21 protein-coding genes and 2 riboswitches are annotated in these 18,535 nt (G+C 66.2%); of the genes, 5 read left to right on the forward strand and 16 right to left on the reverse strand.

All coding sequences use genetic code 11. The features are described from left to right. Positions 1-64 precede the first annotated feature (64 nt). The 4 genes from LOY37_RS14415 to cobW are packed head-to-tail and all read right to left on the reverse strand — an operon-like array spanning position 65 to position 6,562. Complete coding sequence (locus LOY37_RS14415) at positions 65-805, reverse strand: VWA domain-containing protein (protein ID WP_258715053.1); 741 nt, start codon at positions 803-805, stop codon at positions 65-67. Continuing rightward, positions 730-1,731 carry an ATP-binding protein gene (locus LOY37_RS14420; RefSeq protein WP_258715054.1) on the reverse strand — a complete coding sequence of 334 codons (1,002 nt, stop codon included), beginning with the start codon at positions 1,729-1,731 and terminating at the stop codon, positions 730-732. Before LOY37_RS14420 ends, LOY37_RS14415 begins: the two co-directional genes overlap by 76 nt. A 1-nt stretch (position 1,732) precedes the next feature. Then, positions 1,733-5,491: a cobaltochelatase subunit CobN gene (gene cobN / locus LOY37_RS14425; RefSeq protein WP_258715055.1), complete on the reverse strand. Its 3,759-nt coding sequence runs from the start codon at positions 5,489-5,491 to the stop codon at positions 1,733-1,735. 3 nt (positions 5,492-5,494) lie between these two features. Further along, the gene (gene cobW, locus LOY37_RS14430; RefSeq protein ID WP_045198466.1) at positions 5,495-6,562 is read right to left on the reverse strand and encodes a cobalamin biosynthesis protein CobW; all 1,068 of its coding nucleotides are present in this window, start codon (positions 6,560-6,562) and stop codon (positions 5,495-5,497) included. A gap of 95 nt (positions 6,563-6,657) precedes the next feature. Next, positions 6,658-6,857, reverse strand: a riboswitch (cobalamin riboswitch). Between the two features lie 60 nt (positions 6,858-6,917). Next, positions 6,918-7,144, forward strand: a riboswitch (cobalamin riboswitch). Between the two features lie 97 nt (positions 7,145-7,241). On the opposite strand from cobW, the gene LOY37_RS14435 reads away from it, so the two are divergent. The 5 genes from LOY37_RS14435 to LOY37_RS14455 are packed head-to-tail and all read left to right on the forward strand — an operon-like array spanning position 7,242 to position 9,598. Further along, the gene (locus LOY37_RS14435) at positions 7,242-7,427 is read left to right on the forward strand and encodes a CbtB domain-containing protein (protein ID WP_036995824.1); all 186 of its coding nucleotides are present in this window, start codon (positions 7,242-7,244) and stop codon (positions 7,425-7,427) included. 11 nt (positions 7,428-7,438) lie between these two features. Further along, on the forward strand, positions 7,439-8,131 hold the full coding sequence (locus LOY37_RS14440; RefSeq protein ID WP_258715056.1) for a CbtA family protein: 693 nt from the start codon (positions 7,439-7,441) through the stop codon (positions 8,129-8,131). Positions 8,132-8,133: 2 nt separating this feature from the next. Further along, the gene (locus LOY37_RS14445) at positions 8,134-8,532 is read left to right on the forward strand and encodes a cobalamin biosynthesis protein (protein ID WP_258715057.1); all 399 of its coding nucleotides are present in this window, start codon (positions 8,134-8,136) and stop codon (positions 8,530-8,532) included. A gap of 30 nt (positions 8,533-8,562) precedes the next feature. Continuing rightward, entirely contained in the window at positions 8,563-9,309 is a 747-nt protein-coding gene (gene cobM, locus LOY37_RS14450) for a precorrin-4 C(11)-methyltransferase (protein ID WP_258715058.1), read from the forward strand. A gap of 43 nt (positions 9,310-9,352) precedes the next feature. Beyond that, positions 9,353-9,598 (forward strand): DUF1272 domain-containing protein, encoded by a 246-nt coding sequence (locus tag LOY37_RS14455; RefSeq protein WP_045198320.1) that lies wholly within the window; start codon positions 9,353-9,355, stop codon positions 9,596-9,598. Between the two features lie 5 nt (positions 9,599-9,603). Here the strand turns inward: LOY37_RS14455 and LOY37_RS14460 are convergent, their stop codons facing one another. The 12 genes from LOY37_RS14460 to LOY37_RS14515 are packed head-to-tail and all read right to left on the reverse strand — an operon-like array spanning position 9,604 to position 18,527. Then, positions 9,604-10,449 (reverse strand): CsgG/HfaB family protein, encoded by an 846-nt coding sequence (locus LOY37_RS14460; protein ID WP_123566619.1) that lies wholly within the window; start codon positions 10,447-10,449, stop codon positions 9,604-9,606. Between the two features lie 27 nt (positions 10,450-10,476). Then, positions 10,477-10,896, reverse strand: a complete 420-nt coding sequence (locus LOY37_RS14465) for a curli assembly protein CsgF (RefSeq protein WP_045198317.1) — start codon at positions 10,894-10,896, stop codon at positions 10,477-10,479. Then, the gene (gene csgE / locus LOY37_RS14470; RefSeq protein ID WP_045198315.1) at positions 10,893-11,288 is read right to left on the reverse strand and encodes a curli production assembly/transport protein CsgE; all 396 of its coding nucleotides are present in this window, start codon (positions 11,286-11,288) and stop codon (positions 10,893-10,895) included. The genes LOY37_RS14465 and csgE overlap by 4 nt, the downstream gene beginning before the upstream one ends. Continuing rightward, on the reverse strand, positions 11,285-11,815 hold the full coding sequence (locus tag LOY37_RS14475) for a type II secretion system protein (RefSeq protein WP_258715059.1): 531 nt from the start codon (positions 11,813-11,815) through the stop codon (positions 11,285-11,287). Before LOY37_RS14475 ends, csgE begins: the two co-directional genes overlap by 4 nt. Further along, on the reverse strand, positions 11,790-12,164 hold the full coding sequence (locus tag LOY37_RS14480; RefSeq protein WP_258715060.1) for a type II secretion system protein: 375 nt from the start codon (positions 12,162-12,164) through the stop codon (positions 11,790-11,792). The genes LOY37_RS14475 and LOY37_RS14480 overlap by 26 nt, the downstream gene beginning before the upstream one ends. A gap of 5 nt (positions 12,165-12,169) precedes the next feature. Beyond that, positions 12,170-12,646 carry a prepilin-type N-terminal cleavage/methylation domain-containing protein gene (locus tag LOY37_RS14485; protein WP_045198311.1) on the reverse strand — a complete coding sequence of 159 codons (477 nt, stop codon included), beginning with the start codon at positions 12,644-12,646 and terminating at the stop codon, positions 12,170-12,172. Between the two features lie 3 nt (positions 12,647-12,649). Next, complete coding sequence (locus LOY37_RS14490) at positions 12,650-14,473, reverse strand: secretin N-terminal domain-containing protein (RefSeq protein ID WP_045198310.1); 1,824 nt, start codon at positions 14,471-14,473, stop codon at positions 12,650-12,652. Then, positions 14,470-14,970: a hypothetical protein gene (locus LOY37_RS14495; RefSeq protein ID WP_258715061.1), complete on the reverse strand. Its 501-nt coding sequence runs from the start codon at positions 14,968-14,970 to the stop codon at positions 14,470-14,472. Before LOY37_RS14495 ends, LOY37_RS14490 begins: the two co-directional genes overlap by 4 nt. Further along, positions 14,970-15,518 carry a type 4a pilus biogenesis protein PilO gene (locus LOY37_RS14500; RefSeq protein ID WP_093382258.1) on the reverse strand — a complete coding sequence of 183 codons (549 nt, stop codon included), beginning with the start codon at positions 15,516-15,518 and terminating at the stop codon, positions 14,970-14,972. The genes LOY37_RS14495 and LOY37_RS14500 overlap by 1 nt, the downstream gene beginning before the upstream one ends. Further along, complete coding sequence (locus LOY37_RS14505; protein ID WP_045198305.1) at positions 15,505-16,047, reverse strand: pilus assembly protein; 543 nt, start codon at positions 16,045-16,047, stop codon at positions 15,505-15,507. Before LOY37_RS14505 ends, LOY37_RS14500 begins: the two co-directional genes overlap by 14 nt. Before the next feature lies 1 nt (position 16,048). Then, positions 16,049-16,876 carry a hypothetical protein gene (locus LOY37_RS14510; protein ID WP_258715062.1) on the reverse strand — a complete coding sequence of 276 codons (828 nt, stop codon included), beginning with the start codon at positions 16,874-16,876 and terminating at the stop codon, positions 16,049-16,051. Then, positions 16,827-18,527, reverse strand: coding sequence for a GspE/PulE family protein (locus LOY37_RS14515; protein ID WP_258715063.1), 1,701 nt, complete (start codon positions 18,525-18,527; stop codon positions 16,827-16,829). The genes LOY37_RS14510 and LOY37_RS14515 overlap by 50 nt, the downstream gene beginning before the upstream one ends. Between the last annotated feature and the right edge of the window lie 8 nt (positions 18,528-18,535).

Below are 18,535 nucleotides of genomic sequence, written 5' to 3' on the forward strand. Positions count from 1 at the left end.
ACGTTGTTATAATTCGCCGGATAAACTGCGACACTTGGCCGCAGTTGTATTTATTGATGCCTGTTTATTTGCCGAGTACTGCCAGCGTTTCCAGATGCTGGTAATCGGCGTGCAGTTGTTGTGCAAGTAACTGCGCCCTGCCGAGCTTTACCGGCGAACTTTCGATATCTACCAGCAACGCTTGGCACGGCAGCGGCTGCAGCGCCTCCCAGGCCTTGAGCCGGCCATCGGTGACAATCAGGCAACGTTGCAGTTCTGCCGGATAACGCCGCTGACGCTCCTGCAGCCAGTCCCGTGCCTGCGCCAGTGCCGCCAGCAATGGCGTTCCGCCCCCCGCCCCCAACGCCTCAAGCCATGGCTGCAAGCTCGCCGAAGCCTTGAGCCCGTGTCGCTGCCAGTGTGGTGCATTGCCGCTGGCGGTGAGCAGGGTCAAGCGCGCGCGGTTGCGGTAGGCCTGGTCGAAGAAACTCGCCAGCATGCCCTTGGCCCGGCCCAGCGCCTGGTGTCGGCGGGTCGACGCCGACGCATCGACAATCACCAGCCAAAGCTCGTGGGCGCTGGCCGTGCGCTGTTGCCAGCACAGCGCGTTACGCGTGCGCGGCCGGCCCTTGAGCAAGGTGGCCGGCCAGGCCACCGCGCCAGATGCCGCCTGTTTGCTGCGCCCACGCGGGCCTGCGGCAAGTGCTCCGGGCCGGGGGCTGGCATCCGCGCTGCTGCGCCGGCGGATGCTCAGGGCTTTTTTGCCCAGCTCGGCACCTCGCGCCGGGCGCCGCTCGGTGTGGCTTGCGGCGGTAATTCGCCCCATTGGCCCTGGCCTTGCTGCCCGGCCGCAGGCGGCAACGCGGCACCGTTATCTGGCGCTTGTGGTTGTGGCGCTGGCACTTCGCGACGCCGATGGCGCAAGGCGAACTCGGCCACCGCATCGATATCCTCGGCCTCGATTACCTGAGCACCGCGCCAGGCTGCATGGGCGCGGGCGGCGCGCAGCCAGACCAGGTCGGCGCGCAAGCCATCAACGCCCGCAGCAAAACAGCGCTGGGTAATCTGCGCCAGGGCCTGGTCGTCCAGGGCAATCTGCGCCAAGCGCTCGCGAGCACCATGGCAACGCTCGCGCAGGGCCGCCTGAGCAGGCGCCCATTGGGCGCAAAAGGCCTCGGGATCACTGTCGAAATCCAGCCGGCGGCGAATGATCTGGCCACGGGCTTCAGGTAGCGGCTGGCCTTCGAGCACCACATTGAGGCCGAAGCGATCGAGCAACTGCGGGCGCAACTCGCCTTCCTCCGGGTTCATGGTGCCAATCAACACGAAACGGGCGCTATGGCGGTGGGAAATTCCGTCGCGCTCGACCCGGTTGGTGCCACTGGCAGCCACGTCCAGCAACAGGTCGACCAGATGATCCGCCAGAAGATTGACTTCATCCACATAGAGCACGCCGCCATCGGCCTTGGCCAGCACCCCGGGGGAAAACTGCGCCTTGCCCTGGCCCAGCGCCGCATCCAGGTCGAGGGTGCCGACCAGGCGCTCTTCACTGGCACCCAGCGGCAGGGTCACGAACGGCCCTTCGCCGAGCAAATCAGCCAGGCCCCGGGCCAGGGTGCTCTTGGCCATGCCGCGCGGACCTTCGATCAGCACGCCGCCGATCTTCGGGTCGATGGCGGTCAGGCACAGCGCTAGTTTCAGCTCATCGGCGCCGACCACGGCAGCCAGGGGAAAATGTGCAGGTTCGCTCATCTCAATTCTCTTCTTCGCCGTCCAGCAGCTGTTCTTCCAGGGCTTCACGGTAGTCGCCCGGCTCCTGCCAGAGCCCGCGCTGCTGGGCTTCGAGCAGGCGCTCGGTGATGTCGCGCAAGGCCTCGGGGTTGTGCTGGCGGATAAAGTCGCGGGTCGCATCGTCGAGCACATAGGCGTCGGCCAGCGACTGGTAATGGTGGTCGTCGATCAGCTGCGTGGTGGCATCGAAAGCGAACAGGTTATCGACGGTGGCGGCCAGCTCGAAGGCACCTTTATAGCCGTGACGCTTGACCCCGTCGATCCACTTGGGGTTCAGCGCCCGGGCGCGAATCACCCGGTTCAGCTCTTCTTTCAGGGTGCGGATGCGCGGCCGGTCCGGCTGGCTGTGGTCGCCGTGGTAACTGGCCACACTGCTGCCGCCCAGGCTCTCCACGGCGGCAAGCATGCCGCCCTGGAACTGGTAGTAGTCATTGGAATCGAGCAGGTCGTGCTCGTGGTTGTCCTGATTTTGCACCACCGCCTGCACCTGGCTCAGGCGCCGGGCAAAATCGGCGCGCGCCGGCGTGCCATCATCGGCGGTGCCATAGGCATAGCCACCGTGATTCAAGTAGACCTCGGCGAGGTCCTGACGGTCATTCCACAGCCGTCCGTCGATGGCATTCTGCACGCCGGCGCCATAAGCGCCCGGTTTGGCCCCGAACACCCGCCAGCCGGCCTGGCGAGCGGCCTGTTCGGCGTCCAGGCCCTGGGCCAGCAGTTCTGCGCGCTCGCTACGGACCTTGGCCGCCAGCGGATTGAGCTCATCCGGCTCATCCAGCGCCGCCACCGCTTGCACCGCCGCATCGAACAGCTTGATCAGGTTGCCAAAAGCATCGCGGAAGAACCCCGAGACGCGCAAGGTGACATCCACCCGTGGCCGGTCGAGCAGGCTCAAGGGCAGGATTTCGAAGTCGTCGACGCGCTGGCTGCCGCTGGCCCACACCGGCCGCACGCCAAGCAGGGCCATGGCCTGGGCGATATCGTCGCCGCCAGTGCGCATGGTCGCCGTGCCCCACACTGAAAGGCCGAGCTGGCGCAGGTGATCGCCATGGTCTTGCAAATGGCGTTCGAGGATCAGGTTGGCCGAAGCAAAACCGATGCGCCAGGCGGTGGTGGTCGGCAGGTTGCGCACATCGACGGTATAGAAGTTGCGCCCGGTCGGCAGTACGTCCAGGCGCCCGCGGCTTGGCGCGCCACTGGGGCCGGCGGGCACGAAGCGGCCGTCGAGGGCGGCCAGCAAGCCGTGCATTTCGGCCGGGCCGCAGCTGTCCAGTTGCGGCGCGACCTGCTGCGCCAGCGCGTCGAGAATCGCCTGCACCTGCGCCCATTCAGGGCTGCCGACCAGCTGCACGCTGCCATCGAGGGTCTGCTCGATCAGTTGGCTGGCGTACAGCTCAAGGCGCTCGCGGGTATCGCCGGCAGTGCGCCATGCGTCGTCCAGCGTCGCCAACTGCGTAGGCCGAGGGCCCTGCCAGGGCTGGCCGAGGTCGCAATCGAGCGGGTCGAAGCCCAGGTTCAGCGCCTTGGCCAGGGCCCGCAACAAACTGCCATTGGCCCCGCGCCCATCGCCGCGTTCCACCCGCAACAAGGCCAGCAAGGTGTCGATGCGCAGGCGCCCGCTCGGCGACTCGCCGAACACGTGCAGGCCATCGCGGATCTGCGATTCCTTGAGGTCGCACAGGTAGGTGTCCAGGCGCGGCAGCCAGATCGCGGCATCGTCCAGGGCGCCTTCGATCTGCAGTTCGCGGTCGATATGGTTGTCGCGCACCAGGGCGAGGATGTCGCGCTGCAGCTCGCGGGCCCGGCGCGGGTCGAGCAGCTGCGCCTCGTAGTACTCGTCGGCCAGCAGCTCCAGGTGGCGCAACGGCCCGTAGGTTTCGGCGCGGGTCAGCGGCGGCATCAGGTGGTCGATGATCACCGCCTGGGTGCGGCGCTTGGCCTGGGCGCCCTCGCCCGGATCGTTGACGATAAACGGGTAAATGTTCGGCAGCGGCCCGAGCAAGGCGTCCGGCCAGCAGCTATCGGACAGCCCGACGCCCTTGCCTGGCAGCCATTCCAGGTTGCCATGCTTGCCGACATGGATCAGCGCATCGGCGGCAAAGCCATGGCGCAGCCAGAAATAGAACGCCAGGTAGCCATGCGGCGGCACCAGGTCCGGGTCGTGATAGACCGCGCTCTGGTCCAACTGGTAGCCACGGGCCGGCTGGATGCCGACAAAAGTCAGGCCGTAGCGCAGGCCGGCGATCATCATCCGCCCGCTGCGCCACATCGGGTCCTGGCTCGGTTCGCCCCAGCGCTCGCGCACAGCGATCTGGTTGGCCTCGGGCAAGGTAGCAAAGGCCGCCAGGTAGTCCTCCAGGGCCATGCTCTGCATGCACGGGCGCAGGTCAAGGCTGTCCAGGTCATTGCTGACGCCACCGAGCAAGGCCTGGATCAGCGCCGTGCCGCTGTCGGGCAAGGGCGCCAGCGGATAGCCCTGGGCCTGCAAGGCGCGCAGGATGTTCAGCGCCGCCGCCGGGGTATCGAGGCCCACGCCATTGCCGATGCGACCATCGCGGGTCGGGTAGTTGGCGAGAATCAGCGCTACGCGCTTCTGGCCGTTGGGTATCTGCGCCAGCGCACACCAGCGCCGCGCCAGCTCGGCGACAAAGTCCATGCGCTCGGGCTGGGCGCGGTAGCAGACCACGTCGGACTGGCTGCGCTCGCTGCGCCAGGCCAGGTCCTTGAAGCTGACCGGGCGGGTGATGATGCGCCCGTCCAGCTCCGGCAAGGCGATGTGCATGGCCAGGTCACGGGCACCCAGGCCCTGCTCGCTGGCCTGCCAGGCCGGTTCGTTGTCCTGGGCGCAGATCGCCTGCAACACCGGGATGTCGCGGCGAAACGGGCGCAGGTGCGGCTGCTCGGGGCTGGACTGGGCAAAGCCTGTGGTGTTGATGATCAGCGCAGCGTCGACCTGGTCCAGCCAGTCTTCGACCTGCTGCAGGCATGCAGCCTCCTTGAGGCTGGCCACGGCAATCGGCAAGGGGTTGAGCCCGGCCAGCTGCAAACGCTCGCAAAAGGTGTCGATAAAGGCCGTGTTGGCCGCCTGCAGGTGCGAGCGGTAGAACAGGATCGGCACCACCGGCTGCTCGACCTGCCACTCGCCGAACCAGTCCTCCAGCACCGCAGCGGCCTTGCGCGGGTGGTACACCGCGGTGCGCGGCAGTTGCTGCGGCGCGCTCCACGGGTAGTCGCGCTGCAGGTACTGGCTGGCCAGGCAGTTGAACAGGTTCAGGGCATTGGCCTTGCCGCCCTGGCGCAAAAAGTGCCAGAGCCGTTCGGCCTGCTCGGCCGGCACCGTGCTCAGGCCGGTCAGTTCCGGGTCGGGGCGGTCGTCGCCGGGCACCAGGATCAGCTGCACGCCACGGGCGGCCAGTTCCAGCAGTTGCTCCACGCCATAGCGCCAGTAGCCGACACCGCCGTGCAGCGACACCAGGATGACCTTGGCATGGCGCAGCACCTGGTCGACATACAGGTCGACCGAGGCATGATTCTGTACCTGCATCGGGTTGGCCAGACGCAGGCTGGGGAAATCCTCGGGCAGCTGCTGGGCGGTTTCGGCCAGCAGCGCCAGGTGCGAGTCACCGCTGCAGAGGATTACCAGCTCGGCCGGGGTCTGGCCGAGGTCGGCAATGCTGTCGTCCGGTACAAAACCACCGGGCTGGGTCCGCAGCAGGTGCATGGGTCAGGCGCCCAGGGCGGCGCGCAGGCTCGCTTGCAGCTGCGGCGCATCCAGCTCCTGGCCGATCAGCACCAGGCGCGTGGTGCGCGGCTCTTCGCTGCGCCAGGCGCGGTCGAAGTGCTTGTCGAAACGGGTGCCTACGCCCTGGATCAGCAGGCGCATCGGCTTGCCCGGGATCGCCGCAAAACCTTTGACCCGCAGGATGCCGTGTTGCACCACCAGTTGGGTCAGGGCGTCGAGCAGCAGGCTTTCGTCGGCTTGCGGCAGCTCGATGGAGATCGAGTCGAAGGCGTCGTGGTCATGGTCGTCGTGATCGTCACCGTCGTGGTGCGAGTCGTGGTGGGTGCGGCGGCCATCGATGTGCGCCTCGGATTCGGCGCCCAGGCCCAGCAACACCTCCAGCGGCAGGCGGCCGCTGCTGGCTTCGATCACCTTGACCGCCGGCGGCAGCTCTTCTTCGACTTCAGCGCGAACCTTGGCCAGGTCGTCGGCGGCGATCAGGTCGGCCTTGTTCAGCACCACCAGGTCGGCGCTGGCCAGCTGGTCGGCGAACAGCTCGTGCAGCGGCGATTCGTGGTCCAGGTTGGGGTCGAGCTTGCGCTGCGCATCGACCTGCTCCGGGTAGGCGGCAAAGGTGCCGGCAGCAACAGCCGGGCTGTCGACCACGGTGATCACCGCATCAACGGTGCAGGCGTTACGGATTTCTGGCCACTGGAAGGCTTGTACCAGGGGCTTGGGCAGGGCCAGGCCGCTGGTTTCGATGAGGATATGGTCGAGGTCGCCGCGACGCGCCACCAGCTCGCGCATCACCGGGAAGAACTCTTCCTGCACGGTGCAGCACAGGCAGCCGTTGGCCAGCTCATAGACGCGGCCGCTGGCCTCTTCTTCAGTGCAGCCGATGCTGCATTGCTTGAGGATTTCGCCGTCGATGCCCAGCTCGCCAAACTCGTTGACGATCACCGCGATGCGCCGCCCCTGGGCGTTGTCGAGCATGTGCCGCAGCAGCGTGGTCTTGCCCGAGCCGAGGAAGCCGGTAACGATGGTGACGGGGAGTTTGGCCAGTGTTTTCATTTCGATGCCCTTGGCAGGATGGCGGGCATGCGGGACGAGCGCCAAAGGTGTTGTGCACCTGGCCTGTTCGCCACCGGATCACCCCGCCCGGTTGAATGTCGGAAACTGTTCGAGGCAGGTCTCCTGGCTTGCATTGCACCGGCGCCGTGGCCAGTCGAACGACGCCTTCCCGCACGTGCTGCAGTGGCTGTGTCGAACCCTTCAATGCTTACAGTTGCGGGGGCAGCCGCGGCTTGAACCGCGTTCCCGTCTTAGCTTCGGCCAGCGCCGAAGAACCTCGAAGCGGCTAGGCTACGCAGTGCCCGGTGAGCGGTCAACTGCTGTCACGATTGACGCCTGCCCGCGCCCGTGATTTGCTAACGCCATTCGTTTGGGTGCCCCTTGAGGGTGAAACTGGGAAACCGGTGCGTCGTACGCTCTTTATAGGGTGTATGGCAAGTCCGGTGCTGCCCCCGCAACGGTAAGTGAGAAAAGCGTCAGAGCCACTGTGCCCGCTGTCTGGCATGGGAAGGTGACGCCTGTGGTGTGGCCTGCGGCCAACCCTCACCAGCCCGGAGACCGGCCCAACGCTTGACCGAACAAACCCGCGGTGGGCGGGCGCTGTTACAACCCCTGGGCGAACGCCGCGCAGGGGTTTGCTGCGCTTGCCTGTTGCCGACAACACCAAGAGGAAAGCGCCATGCGTACCAGTACCGCCATTAACCAAGCCGTTACCCCGTCAAGCCTCAGCCAGCGCCTACTGGTTGCTGTCGGCGCCTCGCTGCTGGGCCTGTGCCTGGTGTACTTCGCCGGTTTCTCGCACATCGAAGCGGTGCACAACGCTGCCCACGATACCCGCCACAGCGCCGCCTTCCCTTGCCACTGAGTGCTGCCCCGATGATCAAGCGTATTGCCAGTACCGCAGGCTTTACCGGCCTGCTGGCCGCCCTGCTGCTGACCCTGCTGCAAAGCTTCTGGGTCGCGCCGCTGATTCTCCAGGCGGAAACCTATGAAAGCGCCGCCCCTGCGCTCGAAGCGCCCCATGAACATGCCGCCGGCACCGCCGAGCATCATCACGACAGCGAAGCCTGGTCGCCGCAAGACGGCTGGCAGCGTGTGCTGTCGACCACCGGTGGCAATCTGGTGGTGGCGGTCGGTTTCGCCCTGATCCTCGCCGCGCTCTACACCCTGCGCGCACCGAAAACCGTGATCAGCGGCGCGCTCTGGGGCCTGGGCGGCTTTGCCGTGTTCTGCCTGGCGCCGACCCTGGGCCTGCCACCGGAACTGCCGGGCACCGCTGCCGCCGATCTGGCCCAGCGCCAGACCTGGTGGGTTGGCACCGCTGCCGCCACCGCCGTGGGCCTGGCCTTGATCGTGTTTGCCCACAACTGGCTGCTGAAGATAGTCGGCGCAGTCTTGCTGGTAGTGCCGCATGTGATTGGCGCGCCACAGCCGGAAGTGCACCAGATGCTCGCCCCAGAAGCCCTGGAAGCCGAGTTCAAGGTCGCCTCGCTGCTGACCAACGCCGCGTTCTGGCTGGCCCTGGGGCTGATCAGCGCCTGGCTGTACCGCCGTTCGAGTCAGGCCTGAGGATGCAGTTGTACCTCGGCCTGGGTTGCCGTCGCGGCTGCCCGGCCGATGCCCTGAGCGAGCTGCTCACCCGCACCCTGCTCGCCCATGACCTGCCGCCCGGCGCGGTCATGGGCCTTGCCAGCATCGACCTCAAGCACGACGAACCCGGCCTGCATGAACTGGCCCGGCGCCTGGGCGTGCCGCTGCGGTTCTACAGTGCGGCGCAGCTGGCCGCTTTCGAATCACAGCTGAGCCATCGCTCTGCGGTAGCCTTCCAGCACAGCGGCTGTTATGGCGTGGCCGAGAGCGCCGCCCTGGCCCTGGCCGAGCAGCTTGGCGGCCCGGCCCGGCTGCTGGTCACTCGCACCTTGCAGGCCGACGCCAGCCTGGCATTGGCCTGCACCAGCGGTTTTCGCTGATAATCAGCCCTTTACCCGCAAGGACACCCCATGACCGTCTATTTCATCGGCGCCGGCCCCGGCGATCCGCAGCTGATCACCGTCAAGGGCCAGCGCCTGATCCAGCGCTGCCCGGTGATCATCTACGCCGGCTCCCTGGTGCCCGCCGCAGTGCTGGAAGGTCACCGCGCCGAGACCCTGATCAACAGCGCCGAACTGCACCTGGCGCAGATTATCGAAGCCATCAAGAGCGCCCACGACAATGGCCAGGACGTCGCCCGGGTGCACAGTGGCGACCCCAGCCTGTATGGCGCCATCGGTGAGCAGATCCGCTACCTGCGCGAGCTGGGCATCCCCTACGAGATTGTCCCCGGCGTCACCGCCGTGGCCGCCAGCGCCGCCCTGCTCGGCTGCGAGCTGACCCTGCCGGACATCGCCCAAAGTGTGATCCTCACCCGCTACGCCGACAAATCACCCATGCCGGCTGGCGAGCAACTGGCCGACCTGGCCCGCCACCAGTCCACCCTGGCAGTGCACCTGGGGGTCAAGCACCTGGCTAAAATCGTCGAAGAGCTGCGCCCGCACTATGGCGGCGACTGCCCGATTGCCGTGGTGCACCGCGCAACCTGGCCGGACCAGGACTGGGTGCTGGGCACCCTGGATACGATTGTCGAGCTGGCGGCAGCCAAGGATTTTCGCCGTACCGCGCTGATTCTGGTAGGCCGGGTGCTGGGCAACGACAGCTTCAGCGAGTCGGCGCTGTACCGCGCTGGCCACGCCCACCTGTATCGGCCCTGAGCGTATACACTGACGATTCCGTTCCGCCTGTGAGGACCTGACCATGCTCGAATTGCGCCCCAACTGTGAATGCTGTGGCAGCGACCTGCCCGGCGATAGCGCGGATGCGTTGATCTGCTCGTTCGAATGCACCTTTTGCCGTGACTGCAACGAACGTCAGCTCAAGGGCCAGTGCCCCAATTGCGGCGGTGAGCTGGTCAAACGCCCGGCGCGCTCGGCGGCCAAGCTGGTCAACAACCCGGCCTCGACCCAGCGGATCGTCAAGGAACAGGGCTGCCCCAGCCACTGACACACTCACTCAGGGCTCTGGTACTGGCTCAGGTATTTGTCCAGTACCGCCTTGTCGCCACTGCCATCCCCCGCCACCTGCCACAGGCGCCGTTCAATGCCCTGGGCCAGCAAGTGCCCCACCGCCGCCTCGATCGCCGACAGCACGCACAGCTGCGCCGGCTCGTTGGTGGTGTAGCCGACCTCGGCTTCCAGGAGCTTCTTGAATTCGATGAACTTGAACACCCCGGCGCTGCGCCCGACCGAGTAGATGGTCTTGCTGGTCATGACGTTGGCCAGCACCTGGCCGCTGCGCACGTCCACCGCCCGCAGGTTGACCGAGACCTGGTCGACCCGGTACTCGCGCGACAGGTCGATACCCAGGTAGCGCGCGCCCTCGCCGCCGCTGCGCACGTTGGTGTCGTAGGCGATGATGCCGCCTTCGAGCATCAGGTTGGCCGCCTGCAGCGGCGGCAGCTCGCCCTGGATATTCACCGGGGTGTCGGGCTTTTTCTGCGAGGCGCGAATGATCTTGCGTTCGGTCAGCAGGTTTTGCAGCCCTTCGCGCTCAAGCACCACGAACCAGCCGCTGGCCTGCAGGGCATCCATCAGCATGCTCGCCGCGCCCTGGGTGACGCTGGTGGAAAACGAGCTGGCCGGGGTCGGCTTGTATTGCCCGGTCTGGTCGCGAAAACCATACACCACCGCCATCAGCCGGCCCTTGGGCCGCGGCATGTTGAGCAGGTCGTAGTAGGTCGAGGCCCGTGGCGTCAGGGTCGGGCTTTCGCTGTCCTGTTCGGCCGGCATCGGTTCGCGCAGGCTGCAGCCTTGCAAGGCGGCCAGGATCAGCAGTGTGCTCAGAATTCGTTTCATCGCTGTTTCTCCCCGTGTCCTGGCCCTTCAAGGGTTCAGGCCGTTGACCTGAATTTCCGAGATTTCCCCGGTCACCCGGTCGGTCACCTGAATGCTCAGGGCCCCCGAGTCGTCGATGACGTTGATGATGAAGGCGTCGGTCTGCAGGCTGCCGGTGTTGCCGTTGTTGATGTTGGTCAGCAGTTGCGAGAGCAGGCGCGACTCCAGCTGGCTGGTGAAGCGCTCCAGTGCCGAGGTGCTGGCAAAGGCCGAGGTGCGGTCCTTGATGGCCGGGTCTTCGTGATCGTTCTGCGCCTGGGCGTTGTTGAGCAGCCAGGTGCCGTTCAGCGGGTTGCCGCCAAACGCCGGGTTGACCGGGGTGTAGACCAGTTCCGTGGCGCTGGCTGCACTGGCGAGGCTCGCCAGCAATACCAGCGAGGCCAGGCTGCAGGTTTTGTTGTTGTTCATAGCTCGTCCCTCTCCAGATCAGTGGTGTCCTGCAGCAGCATCTGCAGCTTGCGCTGGATGATCTGCGCCTTGACCAGGTCCGCAGCCTCGTAGGCGGCGTCCTTAAGCTCAGTGGTGTTGGGTGGCAGAAAACGCCGGTACAGCACGCGTTGCTCGTACTCGACCGTCACCAGGCTGCCCCAGCGCGGGTCGGGTCGTTCACGTACCACCAGGTTGAAATCCAGGCGGCTGGTGGCACGCAGCCGCTCGGCAAAGCTGTAATAGAAGTCGTGGCCGATGTGCGAGATGGTGTTGTCGACGATAAAGCCCATCATCTCGTCCTCGGCGCCGCCCCGGGCGGTGCCGGCCAGCAGCACCAGGGCCAGGGCCAGGGCACTGAGGCGGCGGTTCATTGCCCGGCTCCCTGGGCCAGGCCCTTGCGTGCGCCGGCGGCGCTTTCGTTGAAGGCCTTTTCGGCGACGAACTGCCAGTCGCTGTAGTGCTCAAGGCCGTCGAACTCCGACCATTGCCCGGCAAAGCCGGTGCGTTTGAACGGCAGGGCCTGGGAGCGGCTGTAGACGCCGGTGATGCGCCCGTCGATCGAGCGCAGCAGGCCCCAGTCATCGCTGGCGGTGATCGGGTCCGGGTACAACTTGCGCAGGTGCCGCTTGGGGTTGGGGTAACGGCTATCCTCCAGCAGCTCCTCAAGGCTCTGCGGGTATTGGGCCAGGCCAGGTGAGGCGCGAAAGTAGCTGCGCAGGGCCTGGGCATACTGGCCGCCGACCCACAGCAGCTCGCGTTCGCGCTCGCGCTGGGCGACGGTCGACCACAGCGTGACGGTGGCCGCCAGGGCCATGCCGGTGACGGCAATCAGCAACAGCACGCCCAGGTAGGTGAAGCCTGCCTGCCCGGCATTACCACTCGGCATAAAGGCTGCCATCACGGGCCCTCCCGGTTGAACCGCTTTTGATGTCGGCAACGGCGCCGGCGACGCCTTCAGGCGGTGCCACCAGCAGCCAGCCGTCACGGCGTTCGGTGATCGGGTCCAGCGGCGCGCCGCGCAGGTAGCGCTGCTCGACCAACTGTTCCAGCGACTCGGGGTAGCGGCCGGTGTCGCCGTAGTAGTGGTCCAGCGCCTCGCGCATCACCGCCAGGCTCTGGCGCAGGGTGGCCTCGCGCGAGGTCTCGAGGCTGTTGAAGTAGCGCGGCATGGCGATGGTCATCAGCGTGGCGATGATCGCCATCACCACCAGCAATTCGATCAAGGTAAAGCCCTGGTTGCATTTCATGCTGCTCACCACTGCCCGTAGGCGATGCCGTTGAGGCCCTTGCCGCGGGCCCGGGAGTACACATCAAAAACGTCTTCACCATCACGCGGGCTCTGCGCCGGGCTGTCGTAGGCGCGCAGGCCCCACCCGCCCTGCTCGTCGTCCTTGCGCGCGGCCAGCAGCGGGTCCTGGGGAATGCGCCGCAGAAAGTAGAACTTGGCGCCCTTGGCACTGCGCACATCGCGCACGCCATCGACCAGCACCTGCAGGTTCGGCGGGTAGCCGCTGGCGTCGAGGGACTTCTCGATATAGCCGGCGTCGAAGGCGCGCTTGTAGGCGTCGATGGCATCGCGCAGTTGGTACAGCGCGGTGCGCAGCTCCTGCTCCTTGTTGCGCCGCACCAGGGTTTCGGTCAGCGGCGCGGCAATCGAGGCGAGCAACCCGAGCAGTGCCAGGGTCAGCATCACTTCGATCAGGCTGAAACCTGCCATCGGGCGTTTCATGATTTACGGCCTCACCGCGGTCGGTACCGCCGCAATGGGTTGCTCGTCGTCGACCTCGATGCTGCGGTTGAGGTTGCGGATCTGCATGCTGGTTTCAGTGCCGGTGGCAAACTCCATGTCCGACGGGCTCTGGTACGGCAGGTTGCGGATGATCCGCGGGGTGATCGACAGCACCAGCTCCGACTGGCTGTTGTCGCTGCGGTTGCTGCCGAACAGCCGGCCCAGGCCGGGAATGTCGCCAAGCCCCGGGATCTTGTTGCCGCTGCCACCCTGGTCGTTGCGCATCAACCCGGCCAGCACCTGGGTTTCGCCGTCGTGCAGGCGCAGGCTGGTCTGGGCGTTGCGGGTGTCGACCTGAACCGGGATGGTGCCCTGGCGGGTCGGCTCCAGCGGCTTGGCGTTGCTGACTTCCAGGGCCACCTTGATCGCCACTTCGTTGTTCAGGTGCACCACCGGGGTCACTTCGAGCTTGAGGCCGACGTCCAGGTAGGTGACGCTTTCGGTGATCACCGGGCCCTGGGTCGAGGGCACCGAGGTGGCGCTGATGATCGGCACCCGCTGGCCAATGTGGATGCGCGCCTGTTCACGGTTGCTGACGCGGATCACCGGGCTGGCCAGGGTGTTGATGTCGTTGTCCTGGGCGTTGATCTTGGCTTGCGGTGCCGGGGCGATGCTGATGCGCGAGGAGTTGATGCCGCGCAGTTGGTCGAGGGTGCCCACCGGGTTGCCATCGGCGTTGAGGATGCCGAAGGTGTTGGGCCACTGCAGGCCAAGCTCGAGGATCCGCGAACGGGCAACCTCCATCACTTCCACCTCCAGCACCACTTCCGGGTTGGACTGGTCCTGGGACTGCAGCAGTTTCTCGGCCATGCGCACGGCGTCGGGGGTGTCGCGCATGGTCAGGGTGTTGAGGCGCTCGTCGACGAACACGTCGCGGGTCTTGAGCATGGTCTTGACCATGTTCAGCGCGGTGTTGGCGTCGATGCTGGTCAGGTAGAAGGTGCGCATCACCAGCTCCTGGTAATCCTTGATCTTCTGCGGCGAGTCCGGGTAGATCAGCAGGGTGTTGTCGTTCACCACCTTCTGGTGCAGCTGGTTCTGTTCCAGCAGCAGGGCCACGGCGTCTTCGATGCGCACGTCACGCACGAAGATGGTCGCCTTCATGTCCGGGCGCAGGTCCTTGTCGAAGATGAAGTTCAGCCCCGCCACCTGCGACAGCACCTCGAAGATGGTCTTCAGGTTGGCGTCGCGAAACTCCAGGGTCACCGGCCGTTCGAGCTTGCTGCGCAGTTGCGGGTTGGGCTGGGCGGTGCGGCTTTGCACCAGCTCGATGTCCTTGCGCAGGGCCAGGCCGCCTTCGTTCTGCGGGTCAAGCAGCAGCACTTCGCGCATGTGCCGCTCGGCGCCGAACAGGTCGCCGCTGCGCAACGCCGCCTGGCCCAGGGCAATGCGCTCGCCGAGGTTGCGCATCTGCTCGATCTGGCGCACCGCATCCAGGGCCCGGCGGTTGTTCGGCTCCAGGGTCAGCACCCGCCCGTAACCTGTGCGCGCACCGCCGAAGTCATGGCGGCTGCGGTCGCTGTCGGCCTGGGTCAGCAGCGCCTCCACCGCCTGGCGCCGGCCCTGGATCAAGGCGATGTTCAGTTCGGTGTCGCGCGGGTGTTCCTTGAGCGCGTCTTCGAGCTGGGCGATTCCGGCTTCGTACTGGCCCTCACCGATCAGGGCCTGGGCGTCCTTGCGCACACCCGAAGTGCCGCATCCGGCCAGGGCGACACACAGGGCAAGCATCAGGTACGGCGCTTTGTGGCTGAGCCTTGGCGAATTCATGGTGCGCTCCCTACAGACAAGGTCTGGGACAGGTGCAATGGCAGGTAGACCAGGCTCAGCTCCGTAGCGGAGATCTGCTCGATCCGGTAGGTGTCATCAATCACGTCGCCGCGGCGCACGACGTAGAGTTTTTCGCCGCTTTGCAGGAACACCTGCTGGTCGTCGCGATCATCCAGGCGGCCAACGAACTGGAATGGCAGTGCCGGGGCGACAGGCGCCACGGCCACCGGAGCGATGACCACCGGTTGTTCGGTGACGGTGGTGACCTGCACCGCAGGCTTCCAGCTCTTGCTCGGGAACAGGTCGCGCGGCTGCAGGGCTGCCGGCCTTGCCGCCGTCTGCGCGGTCGCCGTCAGCGGTGCAGAAGCCTTGCCGGCGACCTCAACAGCCGCCTCGGCGTCTTCAGCTACGTCGTCGAAGAAATACCCCGGCGCCCAGGCCAGCACTGCGGCGGTGCCGAGAAAAGCCAGCCAGGCCAGGCTGCGTTGAGTGTTCATCATGACCTCGACAGGTAAAGGGTCATACGGATGCGCCCGGTCAGCTCGCGGTCGCCGATCTTCTTGCGCTGCAGGTCAATGTCTTCGAGCACCAGTGCCGGCAACTGGCCGAGCAAGGCATGCACGTAGCGGCGGATTTGCGGGTAGCTGCCGCGCACCGGCAGGAGGATCTGGTAACGCGCCAGCTGAGTCTTGGGATCCACCCCCAGGGCGTACTCGCCGCGGGCCAGGGTGATCTGCTCGGCCTTGGCCAGGGCGTAGATGCGGTCGATGGCCACAGTGGCCTGAGGCTGGGCCGGCAGCTGTTTGTGAAAGTCTTCCAGCTCGTGCCTGGGCACCTGCGCCAGCTTCAGCGTGCCCTGCTTGAACTGCGCGACCTGGGCCAGGGCCTGATCACGCTGCTGCTCCAGCTGTTGCAACTGCTGCCATTGGCCGAGCAAGGCAGTAACGCCATACAGCAGGGCCAGGGCCAGCAACCCGGCACCGGCCAGGCCCACTACGCCGAGCTGGCGGGCGCGTTCATGGAGGATCAGGCTAGGGATGCGCATTGCCGTTCTCCCAGGTGGCCGACAGGTTGAACTGCACCGGATGCTCGGCCTGCTTGGCGATGATTTCGTGGTTGAGCAGCGACACATCGCGCAGCTCGTCGCTGGCTTCCAGACGCTTGTGGAAGGCCAGCATGGCCTCCAGGTCGCGGGCCTCGGCGCTGATACGCAGTTGGCCCTTGCGCGCGTCGGGGGTCAGGGTGAGCAAGGCAACGTCGTCTTGCGGCAGCCCTTCAAGCATGTTGAACAGGCGCTCCCACGGCCGTTGCAGTTGCTGCGAGACGCTGCGCATCTGTGCCAGTTTCTCGGCCTGCTCGCGGCTTTGCGCGGCATTGAGCGCTGGCTCGGCCTGGGGCCGTTTGCCCAGTTGCCGGTCGAGCTGTTCAAGTTGCTGTTCAAGCCCGGCCTGTTGTTGATCGAAGCCCTGCTGCAGCAGCGCAGTGCCGAGCAGCAGGCTCAGTGCGCATGCCAGCAGCGCCCAGGCGGGCCAACCTGTGCGGGCGGGTTGCAGGTCCAGCATCAGGCGGCGCATTTCAGGCCACCGCCCGTGACATGCTGCACAGCACGTCGCGTACCGCCAGCGGCGCTGGCGCCAGCTCGCACAGTTGCACGCCCGCCAGCGCCGGTACTGGCTCAAGGCGCCCGGGCGCATGCAGGTACACCGGCAGTTGCCCCTCGCCGTGGTGCAACTCGCTGTGGCGGGCGATCAAGGCTTGCAGGGCCTGGTCACTGTCGCTACAGCCCTGGGCACTGACGTGCTGCCAGACGCCGTTTTGCGCCAGCAGGCAGACGCTGCGTTGCGGCTCGGCCAGGACGAAGAGAAAGTCGCCCTGCCCCAGTTGCTCGGCAAAGTGGTTGTAGGCCGCCATCAGGTAAGGCCGCGTCGAGCGCAGGCGTAGCCCGAGGTTGCGGCACAGGACCTCAAGCTGATCGAGCAAGGCCTGCGGCGTGGCGCTGGCGATGCGCGGGCAACCGCCGGCTTCGGGGGATACGACAATGCGCCAGCCTTCCAGGCTCTGCCCGTAATGCGCCTCGAAACAGGCGCGGGCGTACTGCTGCAACTCGTCCGGGCGGCTGATGGCGGCGCTCCAGGGCACCAGGCAGAAGCGGCTGTACTGGGCCGAGAGCAACACCTGCAACTGCGCACCCTTGCCGGCATGTTCAACCAGCAGGTGCTGCAGCGACTCCAGGGCCACGGCCCAGGCCTGGCTGCGCTCGGCGATAAAGTCCAGGCTGGCGAGCCAGCGTTGCTGTTGACCCTGGCATTGGCACAGGCCCACACCCTGGGCGCCGAACACGGCGATAAAGCGATCAGGCGATAAAAGTGACACGATTGATCTCCTCCAGGGTGGTCCGGCCATCACGCACCAGCTCCAGCGCCGAGTTGCGCAGCAGGCGCAGGCCGCGTTGGCAGGCCAGGGTCTTGATTTGCGCCAGGGGCTTGCGCTCGACGATCATCTGGCGCAGGTCGTCATCCAGGTGCAGCAGCTCGGCAATCGCCGTGCGCCCGCGATAACCGCTGCCCCGGCACTGGCCGCAGCCACTGCCGTGAACGAAGCGGTAATGGCCGACCTGGCCGGGCTCCAGGCCCGAGGCGACGAGCTCTTCATGGCTGGGTTGCTGGGCAGCGGCGCAATGCGGGCAAACCAGGCGAATCAGGCGCTGGGCCAGCACGGCGTTGAGCGCCGAGACAAAGCTGTAGGGGTCGACCTGCATCTGGCTGAAGCGGCCGATCACATCGAAGACGTTGTTGGCATGGATGGTGGTGAACACCAGGTGCCCGGTGAGTGCCGACTGCACGGCGATTTGCGCGGTGTCCGGGTCGCGGATCTCGCCGACCATGATCTTGTCCGGGTCGTGGCGCAGGATCGAGCGCAGGCCGCGGGCGAAGGTCAGGCCTTTCTTTTCATTGACCGGGATCTGCAGCACCCCCGGCAACTGGTACTCCACCGGGTCTTCGATGGTGATGATCTTGTCCACGCCGTGGTTGATCTCGCTGATCATGGCGTAAAGGGTGGTGGTCTTGCCGCTGCCGGTGGGGCCGGTGACCAGGATCATCCCGTAGGGTTCGCTGGCCAGCCGGCGCAGGCTGCGCAAGGTCTGCTGTTCAAAGCCCAGGGCCTGCAACTGCACGCCGCTGACGCGATCGGCCAGGTCCTGTTTGTCGAGCACCCGCAGCACCGCGTCTTCGCCGAAAATGCTCGGCATGATCGAGACTCGGAAATCGATCTGCCGGGCGCTGATGCCGATCTTGAAGCGGCCGTCCTGGGGTACGCGTTTCTCGCCGATGTCAAGCTCGGCCATGACCTTGATCCGCGAGATCACCTGGTCGGCGAACTCGCTGCCACTGACCTTGCTGATACTGTTGAGTACGCCGTCGATGCGGTACTTGATCACCAGGCCGCTGCCGGTCACGCCCAGGTGAATGTCGCTGGCGTGCATCTTCAGGGCATCGTAGAGGGTCGAGTTGACCAGCTTGACCACCCGGCTCTGGTCTTCGCTGATGCTCGCCAGCGACAGGCTCTGCAGGCTGTCGAGCTCGTTGGCGGTTTCGTTCTCGGTGTCCAGCGAATCGACCGCGTGGAAGCTCTCTTCGTGGCGGGCCAGAAAGCCCGTGAGCTCGGCGGCTTGCACCAGGTACAGCGGTGCGCCTTGCAGGCAGTCGTCGATCCAGGCCAGGCGGGCGTCGTCGAAGGGGTCGGCGAACACCCCGAGGGTCTGGCCGTCATGCTGGAGTAGGATAAATTCGCGTTTCAGGCACTGGGCCAGGCTGACCCGCTCGAACAGCGGCGTGGCGGCGAACAGCGCCGGGCCGTCGAGCAGCGGGTAATGCAGGGTGGCGCCCAGGCACTGGACAAACGCTGCCGGCTCAAGGCCGCTGAGCGATTGCAGGGTATCGAGCAGACGCTCGCCGCTGAGTTCGGCACTGGCCCTGGCCTGGGCCAGCAGCGCGCGGCCAAGGGGCGCCGAGGTGCTGGCTACAACGGGAGGAACGAGCGACAACGGTTCCATGGCATGCT

The organism is Pseudomonas sp. B21-012, assembly GCF_024749305.1.
Lineage (GTDB): Bacteria > Pseudomonadota > Gammaproteobacteria > Pseudomonadales > Pseudomonadaceae > Aquipseudomonas.